The following is a 16,082-nucleotide window of genomic DNA, read 5'->3' on the forward strand; positions in this document are numbered from 1 at the left end:
CACCAATGATTGCCGGGCTTCAGCTTCTGAGGCCCGGCGCCTCGTGGCCCGTGCGCTCGACATATTCGGTATAGCCGCCGCCATACTGGAAGACGCCTTCGGGCGTGATCTCCAGAACGCGGTTCGACAGGGCCCCGAGGAAGTGGCGGTCGTGGCTGACGAAGAGCATGGTGCCTTCGAACTGCGACAATGCCTTGATCAGCATTTCTTTGGTATCGAGGTCGAGGTGGTTGGTCGGCTCGTCGAGCACGAGCAGGTTCGGCGGGTCGAACAGCATCATCGCCATGACGAGGCGCGCCTTTTCGCCACCCGAGAGGACCCGCACGCGCTTGTCGATGTCGTCGCCGGAGAAGCCGAAGCAGCCGGCGAGCGCCCGAAGCGGGGCCTGACCAGCGCGGGGAAAACTCGTTTCCAGCATCTCGAAAATTGTCATGTCGCCGTCGAGCACATCCATCGCATGCTGGGCGAAATAGCCCATCTTGACGCTGGCACCGATCGAGACGGTCCCGTCGTCCGGCTTCGAATCGCCAGCGACGAGCTTGAGCAAGGTCGATTTGCCCGCGCCATTGATGCCCATGATGCACCAGCGCTCGCGGCGGCGGACCATGAAGTCGAAGCCGTCATAGATGACCTTGTCGCCGTAGCGCTTCGACACACCCTTGAGGTTGATGACATCTTCGCCGGAACGCGGCGCTGGCTGGAATTCGAAGGCGACGACCTGGCGGCGCTTCGGCGGTTCGACGCGGTCGATCTTTTCCAGCTTCTTCACCCGGCTCTGCACCTGGGAGGCATGGCTGGCGCGCGCCTTGAAGCGCTCGATGAACTTGATTTCCTTGGCGAGCATCGCCTGCTGACGCTCGAACTGCGACTGCTGATGCTTCTCGTTCAAGGCACGCTGCCCCTCGTAGAAGACATAGTCGCCGGAATAGCTGTTGAGCTGGCCAGCATCGATTTCGATGATCTTGTTGACGATGCGGTTCATGAACTCGCGGTCGTGCGAGGTCATCAGCAGTGCGCCCTCGTAACCTTTGAGGAACTGCTCGAGCCAGATCAGACTTTCGAGGTCGAGATGGTTAGACGGTTCGTCGAGCAGCATCACGTCGGGACGCATGAGCAGGATGCGCGCAAGCGCCACGCGCATCTTCCAGCCGCCCGAGAGCGCGCCCACGTCGCCGTCCATCATGCTTTCGGAAAAGGAGAGACCGGCCAGCACTTCGCGAGCACGGCCGTCAAGCGCATAGCCGTCGAGCTCCTCGTAGCGCGCCTGCACCTCGCCATAGCGCTCGATGATCGCGTCCATCTCGTCCATCCGGTCAGGATCGACCATGGCTGCCTCGAGTTCGCGCAGTTCGGCCGCAACTTCGCTGACAGGTCCTGCCCCGTCCATGACCTCAGCGACAGCCGAGCGCCCCGACATCTCGCCAACATCCTGGCTGAAATAACCGATCGAGACACCCTTATCGACGGAGACCTGCCCCTCGTCGGGCTGTTCATGCCCGATGATCATCCGGAACAGCGAGGTCTTGCCCGCACCGTTTGGTCCCACGAGACCGATCTTCTCGCCGCGATTGAGCGCGGCGGAAGCCTCTATGAACAGAATGCGGTGGCTGAGCTGCTTGGAGATGTTTTCGATACGGATCATGGACAAGGGCGCCTGCTGGAAATCGGCGCCCTTATGGCATGTCGAAGCCCACCTGTCCCCTGCTTTTGTTGCACGGCGGCATCGCGACTGCGCCGGAAAGCCACGGGAACGCCACGCTGGTTGCAAGAGCGTGCCGAAAGCGCGAAAAGACCTGACGCAAGGACGACAGCATGAGTGACGAGACGATAACCCTCTACGAAGCGATCGGCGGCGATGCGACCGTCAAGGCGCTGACGCGGCGGTTCTATGAACTGATGGACACGCTGCCCGAGGCCGCCCATTGCCGGGCTGTGCATCCACCGGATCTCTCCGGGAGCGAAGAGAAGTTCTACGACTACATGACGGGCTATCTCGGTGGTCCGCCCATCTACATGCAGAAACGCGGCCATCCGATGCTGCGACGTCGCCATTTCGTGGCAGAAATCGGCCCGCTGGAACGGGACGAATGGCTCTTGTGCTTCCGCCGCGCGCTGGATGAAACCGTCGCCCATCGGAAGCTGCGGGAACTCATCTGGCCGCCGATAGAGAAGCTGGCCTTTCACATGCAGAACAAGGAATGACGGAAATGGCGAGCGTACAGAGTTACCGCTGGGCGACCGTCGCGGCTGGACTGATGGGGGCTGCCGGTGTTGGACTGGCCGCAGCCGCCAGTCACGCGGGCGGCGAAGCGCTTCTGCGCCCGGCCTCGACGATCTGTCTCGCCCATGCCCCGGCACTCGTTGCACTCTCCATCGCCGGAGACCGGGTCAGACTGGCTGCACTGGTAGCGGTCGGCATGACACTCGGCACGGTGCTGTTTTCAGGCGATCTGGTAGCCCGGCACTTCATCGGCAGCGGGCTCTTTCCGATGGCGGCACCCACAGGTGGGGTGACGCTCATCGTATCGTGGCTGCTGCTCTGCGCAGGAGCTTTGGCTCCGGGGCGCAACTGACGCCAATCAACCTCCACTGGAGGACGAGGCTTCGGCATCAGCGCCCCAAAAATACTGTGATGGTTTGGCTCAATGGGCCAGGGTAGCCGAAACGGTACCACCGAACATCAGCAGATTTCCGTGGGGATCGCGGATGTGGAAACGCACCGTTCCGCCGCACTCTCCCGAATTGTCCGAAGGACGGATCGCCTCGATGCCGCGATCGCAGAAGTCCCGGTAGATCTCCGTCGGCGCTTCGGCCCTGAAGAACACAGAGCTGTTCTGGCACTGGAGTGGATCGTCGCTCAGCCAGAAATGCAGTTCCATTCCGCCGCGGCGCACGACGAGGTAATCAAGCCCATCGAAGCCGACATCCTCGAAACCGAGCGTATCGACGTAGAAATTGCGTGTTTCCGAAAGATTGAGGGATGGGAGGATGGGCACGGCGTTGAGGATCGTCTTCGCAACAGGTTGCTGGGCGTTCATGCGGAAAGTTCCTCTGGTTCCCGCATGAGATTGGCTGACGAAACGGCTACGACCTTGCGTTGGCGTTTCGCTGCCATCTTGGCGCGGGAAAATCGATAACAAGGGCGGGGGCCCGGTTCAATTCTGCGTACATGGTAGCAGGTTTGCGCTCGTGCAAGCCCGGCAAAGTGACGATTTCGCAATTCATCACTTCACTTTCCTGAGAGCGTTGCAACATTGCCTCGGCGAGTTCCGGAAGGAGTCCCTCGCCGCGCTGACGTGCAAGCTCTTGGAACGAGCTGATGCCACCCTTGTCTGACCCGTCCCTGCTCATGCTTCGGCATTCCTTTCATTCAGCGTTTGCAACGCGCGCTCGAGACTGGATTTCGAGCCGTTTCGCAGCGGAATGAAAGTCTTTCCGAACTTCTTGCAACCGCTCTTCACGCGCAGACAAGCATCGTGACTGATACAGTCGATAGGGCAGAAGACGCAGTCGACGGAGGGTAGCACCGTGTCGATACGTGAAACCGCTTCACGTAAACCCCCATCATGGTGAATTAGTTCCGCACCAAAATTGCTGGCGATCTGACGAAGATGGGCGACCTGGCAATCACGGCCCCCGACATACAGAAAGCTGCGAACTTCCGCTTGCGTTTTCGCGGTGGAGGCCGTCGCGGAAGCCTCCGCACCCGACTTTTTCGCAGCCTGCTTCTTCTTCTTCGCCATGACGTCCCGTCTCCTCAATTCCGATCAGAGGCAGCGGTTGCGAGCCTCAGGTGGACAGGCATACAAAACATGACAAAAAGAGTAAAGTATATAGTTGAAGTTCTCAGTCATGTTTTCACTGGCACAGATGCGACCCGACCCGAACATCTCGTCCGGGATTGACGGCAATCAACTTCCCCTGATTTTCAGGGGATCCACGGCGCTCATGGCAATTTTTTACCGTTTGATAAAACTTTGTTCCTGAGTTACCTTTCTCTGCATCGCTTCGAATATAAAAGAGGGAACTGCGATGCGAAGACTGGAACCAGGCCTCAAGGCCGGGCGGCTTGACGCTGCCGATTATGCAAAGAATTTCTCCGACCTGCATCCCCGCCTCGGCGGCCATGAGGCGCTCGTTGCGTCCGACAGATGCTACTTCTGTCACGACGCGCCCTGTATGACGGCCTGTCCCACCGCCATCGATATCCCGATGTTCATCCGGCAGATATCGACTGGCAATCCGCTCGGCGCCGCCAAGACAATTTTCGACCAGAACATTCTCGGCGGCATGTGCGCCCGCGTCTGTCCCACCGAAACGCTCTGCGAGGAAGCCTGCGTGCGCAACACGGCGGAAGAGCGCCCGGTCGAAATCGGCCGCCTGCAACGTTACGCCACCGATATCGCCATCGAAGAGGGTCGCCAGTTCTACCGTCCGGCCGCCTCAACCGGTCGCACGGTCGGCATCGTTGGCGCAGGCCCCGCAGGCCTTGCAGCAGCCCATCGCCTTGCCATGCACGGCCACCAGGTCACCATCTACGAAGCGAAGGACAAGGCCGGCGGTCTGAACGAATACGGCATTGCGGCCTACAAGACACCCAACGATTTCGCCCAGAAGGAAGTCGACTATATCCTGTCGCTCGGCAATATCGATGTGCTGGATGGCCAGATGATGGGCCGTGACTTCACGCTCGGCGACCTCCAGGCGAAACACGACGCCGTCTTCCTCGGTGCGGGTCTCGGCAACGTCAACGGGCTGAACATCCCAGGTGCCAAGATCAATGGCGTGCTCGATGCCGTCGAATTCATCGCCCATCTGCGCCAGGCGGATAACAAGGCCGACGTGCCCGTCGGCCGCGACGTGGTCGTCATCGGCGGCGGCATGACCGCGATCGACGCTGCCGTGCAGGCAAAGCTGCTCGGCGCCGAAAACGTCACGATCTGCTATCGCCGCGGCAAGGAACACATGAACGCCTCGGAATTCGAGCAGGATCTGGCGACCTCCAAGGGCGTTCACATCCGCCACTGGCTGCAGCCGAAGGAAGTCGCCCATCACGGCGGCCATTGCTCGGCGATCACCTTCGAATACACCCATCTCGAAAACGGCATGATGAAGGGCACCGGCCACACGACCGAGATCAAGGCCGACCAGATTCTGGTCGCCATAGGTCAGAAACTCGATGGCCAGGGTCTGGACGGACTGAAGCTCGAAGGCGGCAAGATCGCCATCGATACCGAAGGCCGGACCTCTATCCCGGGCGTCTGGGCCGGCGGCGACTGCGCCTTCGGAGGCCAGGACCTGACGGTCTCTGCCGTCGCCATGGGCCGCGATGCGGCCGAAAGCATCAACCGCTCTCTCGCCGTCATGACGGCGGGCGCAACCGCCGTCGCATGACGCATCGCTCTCGAGAGGATTTGAACAATGGCTGATCTGAGAAACAACTTCGTCGGCATCAAGTCGCCCAACCCCTTCTGGCTGGCTTCCGCTCCACCAACCGACAAGGCCTACAATGTCGAGCGCGCCTTCAAGGCAGGCTGGGGCGGCGTCGTCTGGAAGACGCTCGGCTCGGAAGGACCACCGGTCGTCAACGTCAACGGCCCGCGCTACGGCGCGATCTGGGGTGCTGACCGCAGGCTTCTCGGCCTCAACAACATCGAGCTGATCACCGACCGCCCCCTGCAGATAAACCTGCAGGAAATGAAGATGGTGAAGAAGAACTGGCCGGACCGGGCGCTTGTCGCCTCGATCATGGTCCCCTGCGTCGAGGAAGAGTGGAAGGCGATCCTGCCGCTCGTCGAAGAGACCGGCGCTGACGGCATCGAACTCAACTTCGGCTGTCCGCACGGCATGTCCGAGCGCGGCATGGGCGCCGCCGTCGGGCAAGTGCCGGAATACATCGAAATGGTCGTGCGCTGGTGCAAGCAATACACCCGCATGCCCGTCATCACCAAGCTGACGCCGAATATCGCCGATATCCGTAAGCCCGCGCGTGCGGCGAAGGCCGGCGGCACGGATGCCGTCTCGCTGATCAACACGATAAACTCGATCGTATCGGTTGATCTCGACAGCTTTGCCCCCTCGCCCACCGTCGGCGGCAAGGGCACCCATGGCGGTTATTGCGGCCCGGCCGTCAAGCCGATCGCACTCAACATGGTCGCCGAAATCGCCCGCGATCCGGAAACATATGGCCTGCCAATTTCGGGCATCGGTGGTGTCACCACCTGGCGCGATGCGGCAGAATTCCTGGCGCTCGGTGCCGGCAATGTCCAGGTCTGCACGGCCGCCATGACCTACGGCTTCAAGATCGTCCAGGAGATGATATCAGGCCTCAACGACTGGATGGATGCCAAGGGTCACCAAAGCCTCGACGATATCTGCGGCCGCGCCGTGCCGAACGTCACCGATTGGCAGTATCTCAACCTGAACTACATCGCCAAGGCCCATATCGACCAGGACGCCTGCATCAAATGCGGCCGCTGCCACATCGCCTGCGAGGACACGTCTCACCAGGCGATCACCAACATGGTCAACGGCGTCAGGCATTTCGAGGTGATGGAAGACGAATGCGTCGGCTGCAATCTCTGCGTCAACGTCTGTCCGGTGGAGAATTGCATCACGATGGTCGAACTGCCGACCGGCACGCTCGATCAGCGCACCGGCAAACCGGTCGATCCGAACTATGCAAACTGGACGACCCATCCGAACAACCCGATGGCCGTGCAGGCCGCAGAATAGTCTCGATGAAGCAAATCCGGCCCGCTTGCGGGCCGGATACGGTTTGACAAAAGAAAAACTCGAACTTTCGCCCAGCCCTTCAGAAATTATTCAGCGCTATACTCCACCATCCCGCCATCGGCACTGACCGCACTTGCGTCAGGCCGGGCCAGCCGGGCAAGGAGACCATGGCGATCAAAAGCAAGAATACGGACGGTGGATCGAACCTGCGGTCCCGCCTGCAGATCCTCATTCCGAGCGCGATCGTCCTCGTCGGCGTCGCCGTCTCTGCTCTCTATGCCGATCTTCAGCAGCAACGATTGAGCCGCGAGGCAGCCCGCAATGCGGTCGAGGAAAACTTGGGTCTGATCCGCACCAAGCTCGAAGCCAACATCAACGCGAATGTAAAGCTTCTGCAAGGCATGGTCGCGGTGATCGGGACCGAGCCCTATGTCACCCAGAAGCGTTTCGAGGCGCTGGCATCCAGCCTCCTGTCGACGCCGTCGCAGATCGGCAACATCGCCGCGGCACCGAATTTGATCACCAGTTTCGTCCACCCTTACGAGGACAACAAATCCTTCATCGGGTACTGGATACTCCCGCCACCGAATGGCGAGGAAGAGGCGCGTCAATTGCGCGACGAGGGCAAGACAATCATCAGCGGCCCACTGCCGCTCAAGAGTGGCGGTATGGGCCTCATTATCACGCTGCCCGTGCACATCACCAATGATGAGGGCAAGCGGGTCTTTTGGGGTGGCTTGGCGGGTGTCGTCGATGTCGCGAGACTCTACGACGACAGCGGCCTTCGCGCTCCGGATCTGCCGCTCGCCATCACCATTACCGACGACAGTCAGCAGACGGGAAGCCAAGCCGTGATCTACGGCGACAGCTACGTCTTGGCCGACGATCCGGTCACCATGACCGTCGATCTCGGCAACGAGCATTGGTCCATTTCGGCAGTGCCGAAGGGTGGCTGGCACGCGATGAGTAGGCCAGACATCCTGATCCGCGGCATGATCGCCGCCATGTCCGCGCTGATCGCCGGCAGCGTCATCTGGGTCGCCGGCCTGATGCGGGAGCGGCAGCGCAACTACGCGGCTTTGCGGCAACGCGAGGGGCAACTGACAGCGGTATCTCACCGCTTGGGTCTCGCACTGGACGCCTCCCGGATCGGAATCTGGGAACTCGATCTTGCCTCCGGACAGATCACCTGGGATGAGCGAATGTACCAGATCTATGGCCTCAACCGCGATGTTGCGGCCTGCTATGACGTCTGGAAATCCTGCGTTCACCCCGACGACCTGGCCGCATCGGATGAAGCCCTCGCGAAGGCTATCGAGCAAAACACGCTCTACGAGACCCAGTTCCGCATCATCCGCGACACCGGTGAAATCTCCCATATCCGCACCGTTGGCACGATCCACCGAGACGAAAAGGGACCGGTCAGTGTGCTCGGCGTCAACTGGGATGTCAGCGCCGACATCAATCTGCAGGAGAACCTCCGCAAAGCTCAGCGCGAGACGGCGCAGCGCAACGAGGAGCTTGAAAGCGCGCGGCAGCGGATGGAATACAATTCGCTGCACGACGCGCTGACCGGCCTGCCCAATCGCCGCTATCTGGACCAGCGCCTCGAGGCCCTGGTTGCAGCAGGTGATCGTCCCAGCGGACGACTGACCGTGCTTCACATGGATCTGGACCGCTTCAAGGAAATCAACGACACGCTAGGCCATGGTGCTGGCGACGCCATTCTTCGCCATGTCGCGCAGGAACTGCAGGGCATGGTCGGCGCCTCTGATTTCGTTGCCCGGATCGGCGGCGATGAATTCGTCATCGTCTGCCAGGGCTGCGATCTCTCCGAAGGCTACGAGGCCATGGGGTCGAACCTGATCGCAGCCGTCAACCGGCCGATCGTCTACAACGGACACGAATGCCGTGTCGGCGCATCGATCGGCATCGCCGACAGGATCGAGCCCGAGCTGACCGCCGAACAGCTCCTCGTCAATGCGGACATCGCCCTCTACGAGGCAAAACGCCGTGGCCGCAATCGCGTCGAGCGCTTCAACGATACGCTGCGTGCCCGCACGATCAACATCAAGCGTACTGCCGACGCCATTCTTCGGTCCCTGGGCGATGACGATTTCATCGCCTGGTACCAGCCGCAATTCGATGCCCGAACGCTTGCGATCAACGGTGTGGAGGCGCTTGCTCGCTGGCGTCATCCGGAAAAAGGCATCCTCGCCCCCATTGCCTTTCTCGAAACGGCCGAGAACCTCAATGTCGTGTCCCAGATCGACGCGAGCATTCTCGATCAGGCACTCGAGCAGCTGGCGCGCTGGAAGACCGAGGGCCTCGGGATCGAGCATGTCTCGGTCAATATCTCTGCCCAGCGGCTGTTCGAGGACAAGCTGCTCGACCACCTGACCAAGCTCGCCGTCACGCCGGGCAGCCTTTCATTCGAACTGCTGGAATCGATCTCCTTCGACGACAAGGCCGACGCCGTGGCGGAAAGCCTCGAACGCATCCGCACCCAGGGCATTGCCATTGAAATCGATGATTTCGGCACCGGTTACGCCTCGATCCTCTCCCTGATCAAGCTCTCGCCGAGCCGCTTGAAGATCGATCGGCAGCTGGTGGCCCCGATCGTGACCAACCCTGCCCAGCGCAAGTTGATCAGCTCGATCGTCGATATCGGCCGCTCCTACGGGATCGGCATCGTCGCAGAGGGTGTGGAGACAATGGAGCATGCCGCGATCCTGCGCGACCTCGGCTGCCAGACGCTGCAGGGCTACGCGCTGGCGCGTCCGATGAGCCCTGATAGTTTCATCGATTTTGCAAGGAAGCATGCCTTGCAACGTGAGGACCTGCTGCGGCGGAGCGCGTGATCCGCGCGCTGACGAAGGATCAGCCGAGCAGGCTCTGTCCCGCGGCAAACCCGGCATAGGCCAGGGCCGAGAAATAGACGAGCGTCAGCAGCACCATCAGGTGCCCCATCGCAACGACCATGCCGTCTCTCTGGGAAATCCCCGTCGACAGAAGCAGGATCGCAACGCCCGGCAGCGTGTTTGAAAACGGAATGAAGCCGAGCGGCATCATCAGGAGCACGCCGGCGCCCGTCAGCACGAGACCATTGATACGGTTGACCGCCGCGCCATCCGTGAGACCCGGCATGCGGGGACGAACGTAACGGTCGACCTTTCTGAGGACGTTGAGCCCTCGCTCCAGCACCGGGACGAGGCGCGCCCGATCGAGCTTGCGATCGGCCACCTTCTTCGGCAGCCAGGGAAACCGGTTGAAGGTAATCGCGATCCCGATCAGCACGATGCCGGCGCCGAAGACCGTCGAGACGCCCGGGATCGAAACCGGCACCAGGAAGGGCAGAGACAACAGGCCGCAAAGCAGCAGAAGCCCGCTTTCGCCCATCTTCTCCAGGATCTGCCGCAGCGTGACGTGATCCTCATCCATCGAGTCGATCACGTCCTGCAGCACTGCGCTGGTACTCTTGTCGGTATCAGTGAAGCCGATCATCGTTGTCATCGGAGCCGCTTTCGATTAACTGCCGGAAGGATCTTGGGGCGGCGCATGGTGCGCGCATCCGCGATCGCAGATGAATGAGAAAGACGGTCGGGTCAAGTCACGCCAACAGCGAGACTGCTTCGTGCCGAAAGACATCCGATGACAGAGCAAGCCCCACCCGTCGCCTCCCCCGTGAACCGACATACCGTCCATGCCAAGGGCAGGGAAAAACTGAAGGCGCATGCGGCAATGCTGCTCTTTGCCGCCTTGATCGCGGGCTCCTTCTCCTTCGGCGGCATGGCCGCGCGGCACATGGATGCCGGCCCGCTGACCCTCTGGCGTTACCTGATGACAGTTGTCGTCATGGGCGCGCTGACCTTCGGCATCCTGCGCGTTCCGTTCCGGGCACCGCAGCGGATCTGGCGCTTTGCCCTGCTTGGCGCGCTGATCGCCGTCTACATGCTCACCATGTTCGTGGCGCTTGAATTCACCAGCCCTGTGCAGACGGGTGCCGTCTTCACCCTGATGCCATTGATCAGCGCTGGCTTCGCGCTTCTCTTCATCGGGCAGAAAACCCGCCCGGACGTGTTCATCGCGCTGGTTATCGCAGCCTTCGGGGCGATCTGGGTCATTTTCCGCGCCGACATTCAGGCGATCCTCTCCTTCGATGTGGGACGCGGCGAGCTGATCTTTTTCGTCGGTGTCATCTGCCACGGTGCCTATGTGCCGCTGATCCGCAAGTTCAATCAGGGAGACAACCCGGTCGCCTTCGGTTTCTGGGTCGTGGTCTTCACCATTCCCTGGCTCCTGCCGACCGGTGCTATCCCGCTCGCGACGACGGATTTTCTGAACCTCCCACCCATGGTCTGGGCGACGATCGCCTATCTCTCCGTCATCACGACCGCCCTCACCTTCATGCTGCTGCAATACGCTTCCATGCGCCTGCCGGCCCCCAAGGTGCTGGGCTACGGCTATCTGACTCCAACCTTCATCATCCTCCTCGAAGGCGTGCTCGGCCACAGCTGGGCAAGCCCGGCCGTTTTCCTCGGTGCGCTGGTGACCGCCGCCGGGCTTCTGGTGATGGGCCTGCTCAGGGACTGACGGCCGGCGTCACACCGCGGGCTTCAGAATGAGGCCGTGCAGGAAGAGACCTTCGAGGAAGGAGGCGGCCGCCTCGAAGCGGTCTTCACCTTCTTGGCCTGCCCCCAGCACGGACCGGACCTGAACGTCGAAGTCGGCATAATGCTGCGTCGTCGACCAGATCGAGAAGATCATGTGGTGCGGATCGCATTCCCGGATCTTGGCCGCAGCAATCCAGGCCCTGATGACTTCAGCTTTCTCATCCACGAGCTCCTTCAACGGTCCTTCGAGAACACCAGCGATATGCGGCGCACCCTGCAGGATCTCGTTGGCAAACAGCCGGCTTTCGCGCGGGAAGTCGCGTGCCATCTCCAGCTTGCGGCGAATATAGGACTTGATCTCGTGTTCGGGGTCGCCGTCCGCATCGAAGGCCTGCAGCGGCTCCAGCCAGTTTTCGAGCACCCGGTCGATCAGCGCCCGGTGCATGGCTTCCTTGGTGCGGAAATAATAGAGCAGATTGGGCTTCGACATGCCCGCGACCTCGGCGATCTGGTCGATGGTCGAGCCGTGGAATCCCCGCTGCGAAAACACTTCCAGGGCTGCTTCGAGGATCTGCTCTTCCTTTTCCTCCTGGATCCGCGTCCGCCTCTGGGTTTGCGCCGCTCTCGGTATTGCCATCTTAGAGTTATTCCCCGCCTAAGACCCTGAAGTCACTCAACAATATCCGCGCTCAAATTCTGTGCATCTGCTCTGTTTTTTGTCGCAGATTTTTGCCGATTTTGTCTTGAGTGCCGTGATGGAAGCTGTAATGTTTTACCAGTCGGTCAAATTATTGGACAGATGTCAAATAAAGGCAACTGCCGATACGACAGCGAAAAGAACAAAGACAAGTCGCTGTTGTTGACCCCGGGAACAAGGGGAACGGGCGGAAGATCCGGTCCCAGAAAACAGGTGAGGATCTGCAATGACGGCGCAAACCGGCACGAACCTTCGCGTGAACGGCGATCGGCTCTGGGACATGCTCATGGAGATGGCGAAGATCGGCCCCGGCATTGCCGGCGGCAACAATCGCCAGACCCTGACCGACGAGGATGCGGAAGGCCGCCGCCTCTTTCAGCGCTGGTGCGAAGACGCTGGCCTCACCATGGGCGTCGATACCATGGGCAACATGTTCATGACCCGCGCCGGCACCGATCCGGACGCACTGCCCGTCTATATCGGCTCCCACCTCGACACCCAGCCCACCGGCGGCAAATATGACGGCGTGCTCGGCGTCCTCGCCGGCCTAGAGGCCGTGCGGTCGATGAACGACCTCAACATCACGACCAAACACCCTATTGTCGTCACCAACTGGACCAACGAGGAAGGTGCCCGCTTCGCCCCCGCCATGCTGGCGTCTGGCGTGTTCGCCGGCGTCATCGACCAGGATTACGCCTATGGCCGCAAGGACATGGACGGCAAGACCTTTGGCGACGAGTTGAAGCGCATCGGCTGGCTGGGCGACGAAGTGGTCGGCGCGAGAAAGATGCACGCCTATTTCGAGTATCACATCGAACAGGGACCGATCCTGGAGGCCGAGAACAAGCAGATCGGCGTGGTCACCCACTGTCAGGGCCTGTGGTGGCTAGAATTCACGCTCTCCGGCCGCGAAGCCCATACCGGCTCCACCCCGATGAACCTGCGCGTCAATGCCGGCCTTGCCATGGCCCGGATCATGGAAATGGTCCAGGAGGTCGCGATGAGCGAACAGCCCGGCGCCGTCGGCGGGGTCGGCCAGGTGAAGTTCTCGCCCAATTCCCGCAACGTGCTGCCCGGCACTGTTGTCTTCACCGTCGACATCCGCACGCCGAGCCAGGAGAAGCTTGACCGCATGCGCGCGACGATCGAGGCCAAGGCCAACGAGATCTGCGCGGCGCTCGGCGTCGGCTGTGCGGTTGAGGCCGTCGGCCATTTCGACCCGGTCACCTTCGACGAAAAGCTCGTCGCCTCCGTCCGCAAGGCCGCCGAAGACCTCGGTTATTCCCACATGAACATCATCTCCGGCGCCGGCCACGACGCCTGCTGGACGGCGAAGGTCGCGCCCTCGACCATGATCATGTGCCCCTGCGTCGGCGGATTGAGCCACAATGAGGCGGAGGAGATCTCGCAGGAATGGGCAACGGCCGGCTGCGATGTGCTGCTCAGGGCGGTGCTGGAGACGGCGGAGATTGTGGCGTAGGATCAGGGCTTGCGAACAGTCCTGAACGGGAGCGAACCATGGGACGACCAAGGGAATTGTCACCGGATGAGCGCGCCGACCTGCTGCGGCGCGGCTATCGCCCGATCGAAATCTGGGTACCTGATCTCGAGAATGAAACCATCAGGGCGCAACTCGCTGAGGAGGCTCGGCGAGTTGCGGAAGCTGACGAACGGGACGATGTGACGGACTGGCTTGAGGCCGTCGGTCCAACCGACTGGGACAAGCCGTGACGCTGACGCGAGGGGACATCGTGATCGCAGTCTTTCCAGGGGAGTTGGGGAAACCAAGACCCGCAGTAATCCTTCAGAGGGATGAACTCCTTGGCCTATTCAGCACGATCCTCTGCTGCCCGATGACCACGCATCTGATCGACGCCCCAACGCTTCGTCCGATCATCGTTCCAAGTCCTGACAATGGTCTGCAAGAAATCTCGCAGATCATGGTCGAAAAACTCTCCCCCTTGAGGCGGGATGTGATCCGGCAGCAGATTGGGAGACTTACGACCGGCGAATTGAAGCGGCTCGAAACCGCTCTGATCCACATTACAGGCCTCGGTCTGGCCAGCGCGCCGAGAAACGAAGGCGAAAACGGAGGAAAACAACTGCCATGACCACCACAGTCATCAAGGGCGGCACCATCGTCACCGCCGATCTGAGCTACAAGGCCGACGTCAAGATCGAAGGCGGTGCGATCGTCCAGATCGGCCCCAACCTCTCCGGTGACACCGTGCTGGATGCGGCAGGCTGTTACGTCATGCCGGGTGGTATCGACCCGCATGTGCATCTGGAAATGCCCTTCATGGGCACCTATTCCGCCGACGACTTCGAAAGCGGCACCCGTGCCGGCCTCTCCGGCGGCACGACCATGGTCGTCGATTTCTGTCTGCCGGGCCCCGATCAGTCGCTGCTCGAAGCGCTGCAGATGTGGGACAACAAGACCTCCCGCGCGACGGCCGACTATTCCTTCCACATGGCGATCACCGGCTGGAACGAGCGCGTCTTCGACGAGATGAAGACGGTCGTTCAGGATCGCGGCATCAACACCTTCAAGCATTTCATGGCCTACAAGGGCGCGCTGATGGTGAATGACGACGAGATGTTCGCCTCCTTCCAGCGCTGCGCCGAACTCGGCGCGCTGCCGATGGTGCATGCCGAGAACGGCGACGTCGTCGCCTCGATGACCGCAAAGCTGCTCGCCGAAGGCAATGACGGGCCGGAAGCCCATGCCTATTCCCGACCGCCTGAGGTCGAGGGCGAAGCAACCAACCGCGCCATCATGCTGGCCGATATGGCCGGCGTGCCGCTCTATGTCGTGCACACCTCCTGCGAACAGGCGCATGAAGCCATCCGCCGCGCCCGCCAGAAGGGCATGCGCGTCTATGGCGAGCCGCTGATCCAGCACCTGACGCTCGACGAGAGCGAATATTTCAACAAGGACTGGGACCACGCTGCCCGCCGCGTCATGTCGCCCCCCTTCCGCAACAAGCAGCACCAGGACTCGCTCTGGGCTGGCCTGCAATCCGGTTCGCTCTCGGTTGTCGCCACCGACCACTGCGCCTTCACCAGCGAACAGAAGCGCTTCGGTGTCGGCAACTTCGCCAAAATCCCGAACGGCACCGGCGGGCTTGAAGACCGCATGCCAATGCTCTGGACCTATGGTGTAGCGACCGGTCGCCTGACGATGAACGAATTCGTCGCGGTCACCTCGACCAACATCGCCAAGATCCTCAACATCTACCCGAAGAAGGGTGCGGTCCTCGTCGGCGCCGATGCCGACCTCGCGGTCTGGGATCCCAAGCGCTCCAAGACCATCTCCGCCAAGACCCAGCAGTCCTCGATCGACTACAATGTCTTCGAGGGCAAGGAAGTGACAGGTTTACCGCGCTACACGCTGACCCGCGGTTATGTCGCGATCGAGGAAAATGCAGTGAAGACCCGCGAGGGCCACGGCAAGTTCGTGCACCGCGAGCCGTTCACCGCCGTGAACAAGGCACTCTCCACCTGGAAAGAACTCGTGGCGCCGCGCAAGGTCGAACGCACGGGCATTCCGGCGACGGGGGTTTGAGCGTGATGCCAGCGAAGAAGACATGGCTGCGGAGAAGTGCGCGCTTCGGCGCGGGCTATGCAGCAGCCGTGTTTGTCGGCGTCATGGGCATCTGGGCGACGCTTGAGGTCACAGATGCCGTCACCTACGGTCGACTGCCGCTCTTCGTCCTGATCTTTCCCGGCTCAATCCTTCAAGCACTTCGGCTGACCGTGGAAATCCTGCCGGTTGCCTTGTTGCTCGCTGCCCCCTTCACCTTGCTGGCAACCTGGGTGCTGCTGCGAATGCGTTGGAACCGCTGGTGGCATTTCGCCATCGCGGGTGCCGCCTGCCCCCTTTCCGGCATCGCCCTTTTGCAACTGGCGACCTGGGGCCGCTTCTTCAATCAGAACGAGGCGTCAATGGCGATGTCGCTCGCTCCGACAGGCATGATTTGCGCGATCATCTACAGGTGGATCGCCTTGCCCCAGACAGGGGGTCTGGCGAGATGAAC

General features: G+C 61.3%; 16 protein-coding genes. 11 read left to right on the top strand and 5 right to left on the bottom strand.

Annotated elements, in window-relative coordinates:
* Positions 1-19: 19 nt before the first annotated feature.
* Positions 20-1,642: an ABC-F family ATP-binding cassette domain-containing protein gene (locus QWE_RS08940; RefSeq protein WP_006725785.1), complete on the bottom strand. Its 1,623-nt coding sequence runs from the start codon at positions 1,640-1,642 to the stop codon at positions 20-22.
* Between the two features lie 170 nt (positions 1,643-1,812).
* Here QWE_RS08940 and QWE_RS08945 point away from each other — a divergent pair, with 170 nt between their 5' ends.
* Positions 1,813-2,202, top strand: a complete 390-nt coding sequence (locus tag QWE_RS08945; RefSeq protein WP_006725786.1) for a globin domain-containing protein — start codon at positions 1,813-1,815, stop codon at positions 2,200-2,202.
* A 5-nt stretch (positions 2,203-2,207) separates the two neighbouring features.
* Positions 2,208-2,573, top strand: a complete 366-nt coding sequence (locus tag QWE_RS08950) for a DUF423 domain-containing protein (RefSeq protein WP_006725787.1) — start codon at positions 2,208-2,210, stop codon at positions 2,571-2,573.
* A 69-nt stretch (positions 2,574-2,642) separates the two neighbouring features.
* Here QWE_RS08950 and QWE_RS08955 read toward each other — a convergent pair whose 3' ends face one another.
* Together QWE_RS08955 and QWE_RS08965 are read right to left on the bottom strand one after the other, a co-directional pair.
* Complete coding sequence (locus tag QWE_RS08955) at positions 2,643-3,038, bottom strand: glyoxalase superfamily protein (RefSeq protein ID WP_006725788.1); 396 nt, start codon at positions 3,036-3,038, stop codon at positions 2,643-2,645.
* 309 nt (positions 3,039-3,347) lie between these two features.
* A complete protein-coding gene (locus QWE_RS08965; protein ID WP_006725790.1) occupies positions 3,348-3,743 on the bottom strand; it encodes a DUF2325 domain-containing protein in 396 nt (131 codons plus the stop codon).
* Between the two features lie 289 nt (positions 3,744-4,032).
* Between QWE_RS08965 and QWE_RS08970 the strand changes: the two genes are divergently transcribed.
* From QWE_RS08970 to QWE_RS08980, 3 genes are all read left to right on the top strand, one after another.
* On the top strand, positions 4,033-5,394 hold the full coding sequence (locus tag QWE_RS08970) for an NAD(P)-dependent oxidoreductase (protein WP_006725791.1): 1,362 nt from the start codon (positions 4,033-4,035) through the stop codon (positions 5,392-5,394).
* 27 nt (positions 5,395-5,421) lie between these two features.
* On the top strand, positions 5,422-6,735 hold the full coding sequence (gene preA / locus QWE_RS08975) for an NAD-dependent dihydropyrimidine dehydrogenase subunit PreA (protein WP_006725792.1): 1,314 nt from the start codon (positions 5,422-5,424) through the stop codon (positions 6,733-6,735).
* Positions 6,736-6,902: 167 nt separating this feature from the next.
* On the top strand, positions 6,903-9,596 hold the full coding sequence (locus QWE_RS08980) for a bifunctional diguanylate cyclase/phosphodiesterase (protein WP_006725793.1): 2,694 nt from the start codon (positions 6,903-6,905) through the stop codon (positions 9,594-9,596).
* Between the two features lie 19 nt (positions 9,597-9,615).
* Here QWE_RS08980 and QWE_RS08985 read toward each other — a convergent pair whose 3' ends face one another.
* Positions 9,616-10,248, bottom strand: a complete 633-nt coding sequence (locus tag QWE_RS08985) for an exopolysaccharide biosynthesis protein (protein WP_006725794.1) — start codon at positions 10,246-10,248, stop codon at positions 9,616-9,618.
* 138 nt (positions 10,249-10,386) lie between these two features.
* Between QWE_RS08985 and QWE_RS08990 the strand changes: the two genes are divergently transcribed.
* The gene (locus QWE_RS08990) at positions 10,387-11,328 is read left to right on the top strand and encodes a DMT family transporter (protein WP_006725795.1); all 942 of its coding nucleotides are present in this window, start codon (positions 10,387-10,389) and stop codon (positions 11,326-11,328) included.
* A gap of 9 nt (positions 11,329-11,337) precedes the next feature.
* Here the strand turns inward: QWE_RS08990 and QWE_RS08995 are convergent, their stop codons facing one another.
* A complete protein-coding gene (locus tag QWE_RS08995; RefSeq protein ID WP_006725796.1) occupies positions 11,338-11,985 on the bottom strand; it encodes a TetR family transcriptional regulator C-terminal domain-containing protein in 648 nt (215 codons plus the stop codon).
* A gap of 286 nt (positions 11,986-12,271) precedes the next feature.
* Between QWE_RS08995 and QWE_RS09000 the strand changes: the two genes are divergently transcribed.
* Genes QWE_RS09000 through QWE_RS09020 form a run of 5 tightly spaced genes read left to right on the top strand, consistent with a single transcriptional unit; the run spans position 12,272 to position 16,080 of the window.
* Complete coding sequence (locus QWE_RS09000) at positions 12,272-13,525, top strand: Zn-dependent hydrolase (RefSeq protein ID WP_006725797.1); 1,254 nt, start codon at positions 12,272-12,274, stop codon at positions 13,523-13,525.
* Positions 13,526-13,563: 38 nt separating this feature from the next.
* Entirely contained in the window at positions 13,564-13,776 is a 213-nt protein-coding gene (locus QWE_RS24670) for an antitoxin MazE-like protein (RefSeq protein WP_157790694.1), read from the top strand.
* A gap of 20 nt (positions 13,777-13,796) precedes the next feature.
* Complete coding sequence (locus QWE_RS09010) at positions 13,797-14,156, top strand: type II toxin-antitoxin system PemK/MazF family toxin (protein ID WP_240532525.1); 360 nt, start codon at positions 13,797-13,799, stop codon at positions 14,154-14,156.
* Positions 14,153-15,610 carry a dihydropyrimidinase gene (gene hydA, locus QWE_RS09015; RefSeq protein ID WP_006725800.1) on the top strand — a complete coding sequence of 486 codons (1,458 nt, stop codon included), beginning with the start codon at positions 14,153-14,155 and terminating at the stop codon, positions 15,608-15,610. Before QWE_RS09010 ends, hydA begins: the two co-directional genes overlap by 4 nt.
* A gap of 5 nt (positions 15,611-15,615) precedes the next feature.
* Positions 15,616-16,080, top strand: a complete 465-nt coding sequence (locus QWE_RS09020) for a hypothetical protein (RefSeq protein ID WP_006725801.1) — start codon at positions 15,616-15,618, stop codon at positions 16,078-16,080.
* Positions 16,081-16,082 lie beyond the last annotated feature (2 nt).

This window comes from Agrobacterium albertimagni AOL15 (assembly GCF_000300855.1).
GTDB classification, from domain to species: Bacteria; Pseudomonadota; Alphaproteobacteria; order Rhizobiales; family Rhizobiaceae; genus Allorhizobium; species Allorhizobium albertimagni.

Excerpts from the sequence above, each read along its gene's own strand:
- QWE_RS08940 (WP_006725785.1), bottom strand. The coding sequence starts at position 1,642 with ATGATCCGTATCGAAAACATCTCCAAGCAGCTCAGCCACCGCATTCTG.
- QWE_RS08970 (WP_006725791.1), top strand. The coding sequence starts at position 4,033 with ATGCGAAGACTGGAACCAGGCCTCAAGGCCGGGCGGCTTGACGCTGCC.
- QWE_RS09000 (WP_006725797.1), top strand. The coding sequence starts at position 12,272 with ATGACGGCGCAAACCGGCACGAACCTTCGCGTGAACGGCGATCGGCTC.
- QWE_RS08955 (WP_006725788.1), bottom strand. The coding sequence starts at position 3,038 with ATGAACGCCCAGCAACCTGTTGCGAAGACGATCCTCAACGCCGTGCCC.
- QWE_RS09020 (WP_006725801.1), top strand. The coding sequence starts at position 15,616 with ATGCCAGCGAAGAAGACATGGCTGCGGAGAAGTGCGCGCTTCGGCGCG.
- QWE_RS08945 (WP_006725786.1), top strand. The coding sequence starts at position 1,813 with ATGAGTGACGAGACGATAACCCTCTACGAAGCGATCGGCGGCGATGCG.
- QWE_RS08980 (WP_006725793.1), top strand. The coding sequence starts at position 6,903 with ATGGCGATCAAAAGCAAGAATACGGACGGTGGATCGAACCTGCGGTCC.
- QWE_RS08950 (WP_006725787.1), top strand. The coding sequence starts at position 2,208 with ATGGCGAGCGTACAGAGTTACCGCTGGGCGACCGTCGCGGCTGGACTG.
- QWE_RS08965 (WP_006725790.1), bottom strand. The coding sequence starts at position 3,743 with ATGGCGAAGAAGAAGAAGCAGGCTGCGAAAAAGTCGGGTGCGGAGGCT.
- preA (WP_006725792.1), top strand. The coding sequence starts at position 5,422 with ATGGCTGATCTGAGAAACAACTTCGTCGGCATCAAGTCGCCCAACCCC.
- QWE_RS08995 (WP_006725796.1), bottom strand. The coding sequence starts at position 11,985 with ATGGCAATACCGAGAGCGGCGCAAACCCAGAGGCGGACGCGGATCCAG.
- QWE_RS08985 (WP_006725794.1), bottom strand. The coding sequence starts at position 10,248 with ATGACAACGATGATCGGCTTCACTGATACCGACAAGAGTACCAGCGCA.
- QWE_RS08990 (WP_006725795.1), top strand. The coding sequence starts at position 10,387 with ATGACAGAGCAAGCCCCACCCGTCGCCTCCCCCGTGAACCGACATACC.
- QWE_RS24670 (WP_157790694.1), top strand. The coding sequence starts at position 13,564 with ATGGGACGACCAAGGGAATTGTCACCGGATGAGCGCGCCGACCTGCTG.
- hydA (WP_006725800.1), top strand. The coding sequence starts at position 14,153 with ATGACCACCACAGTCATCAAGGGCGGCACCATCGTCACCGCCGATCTG.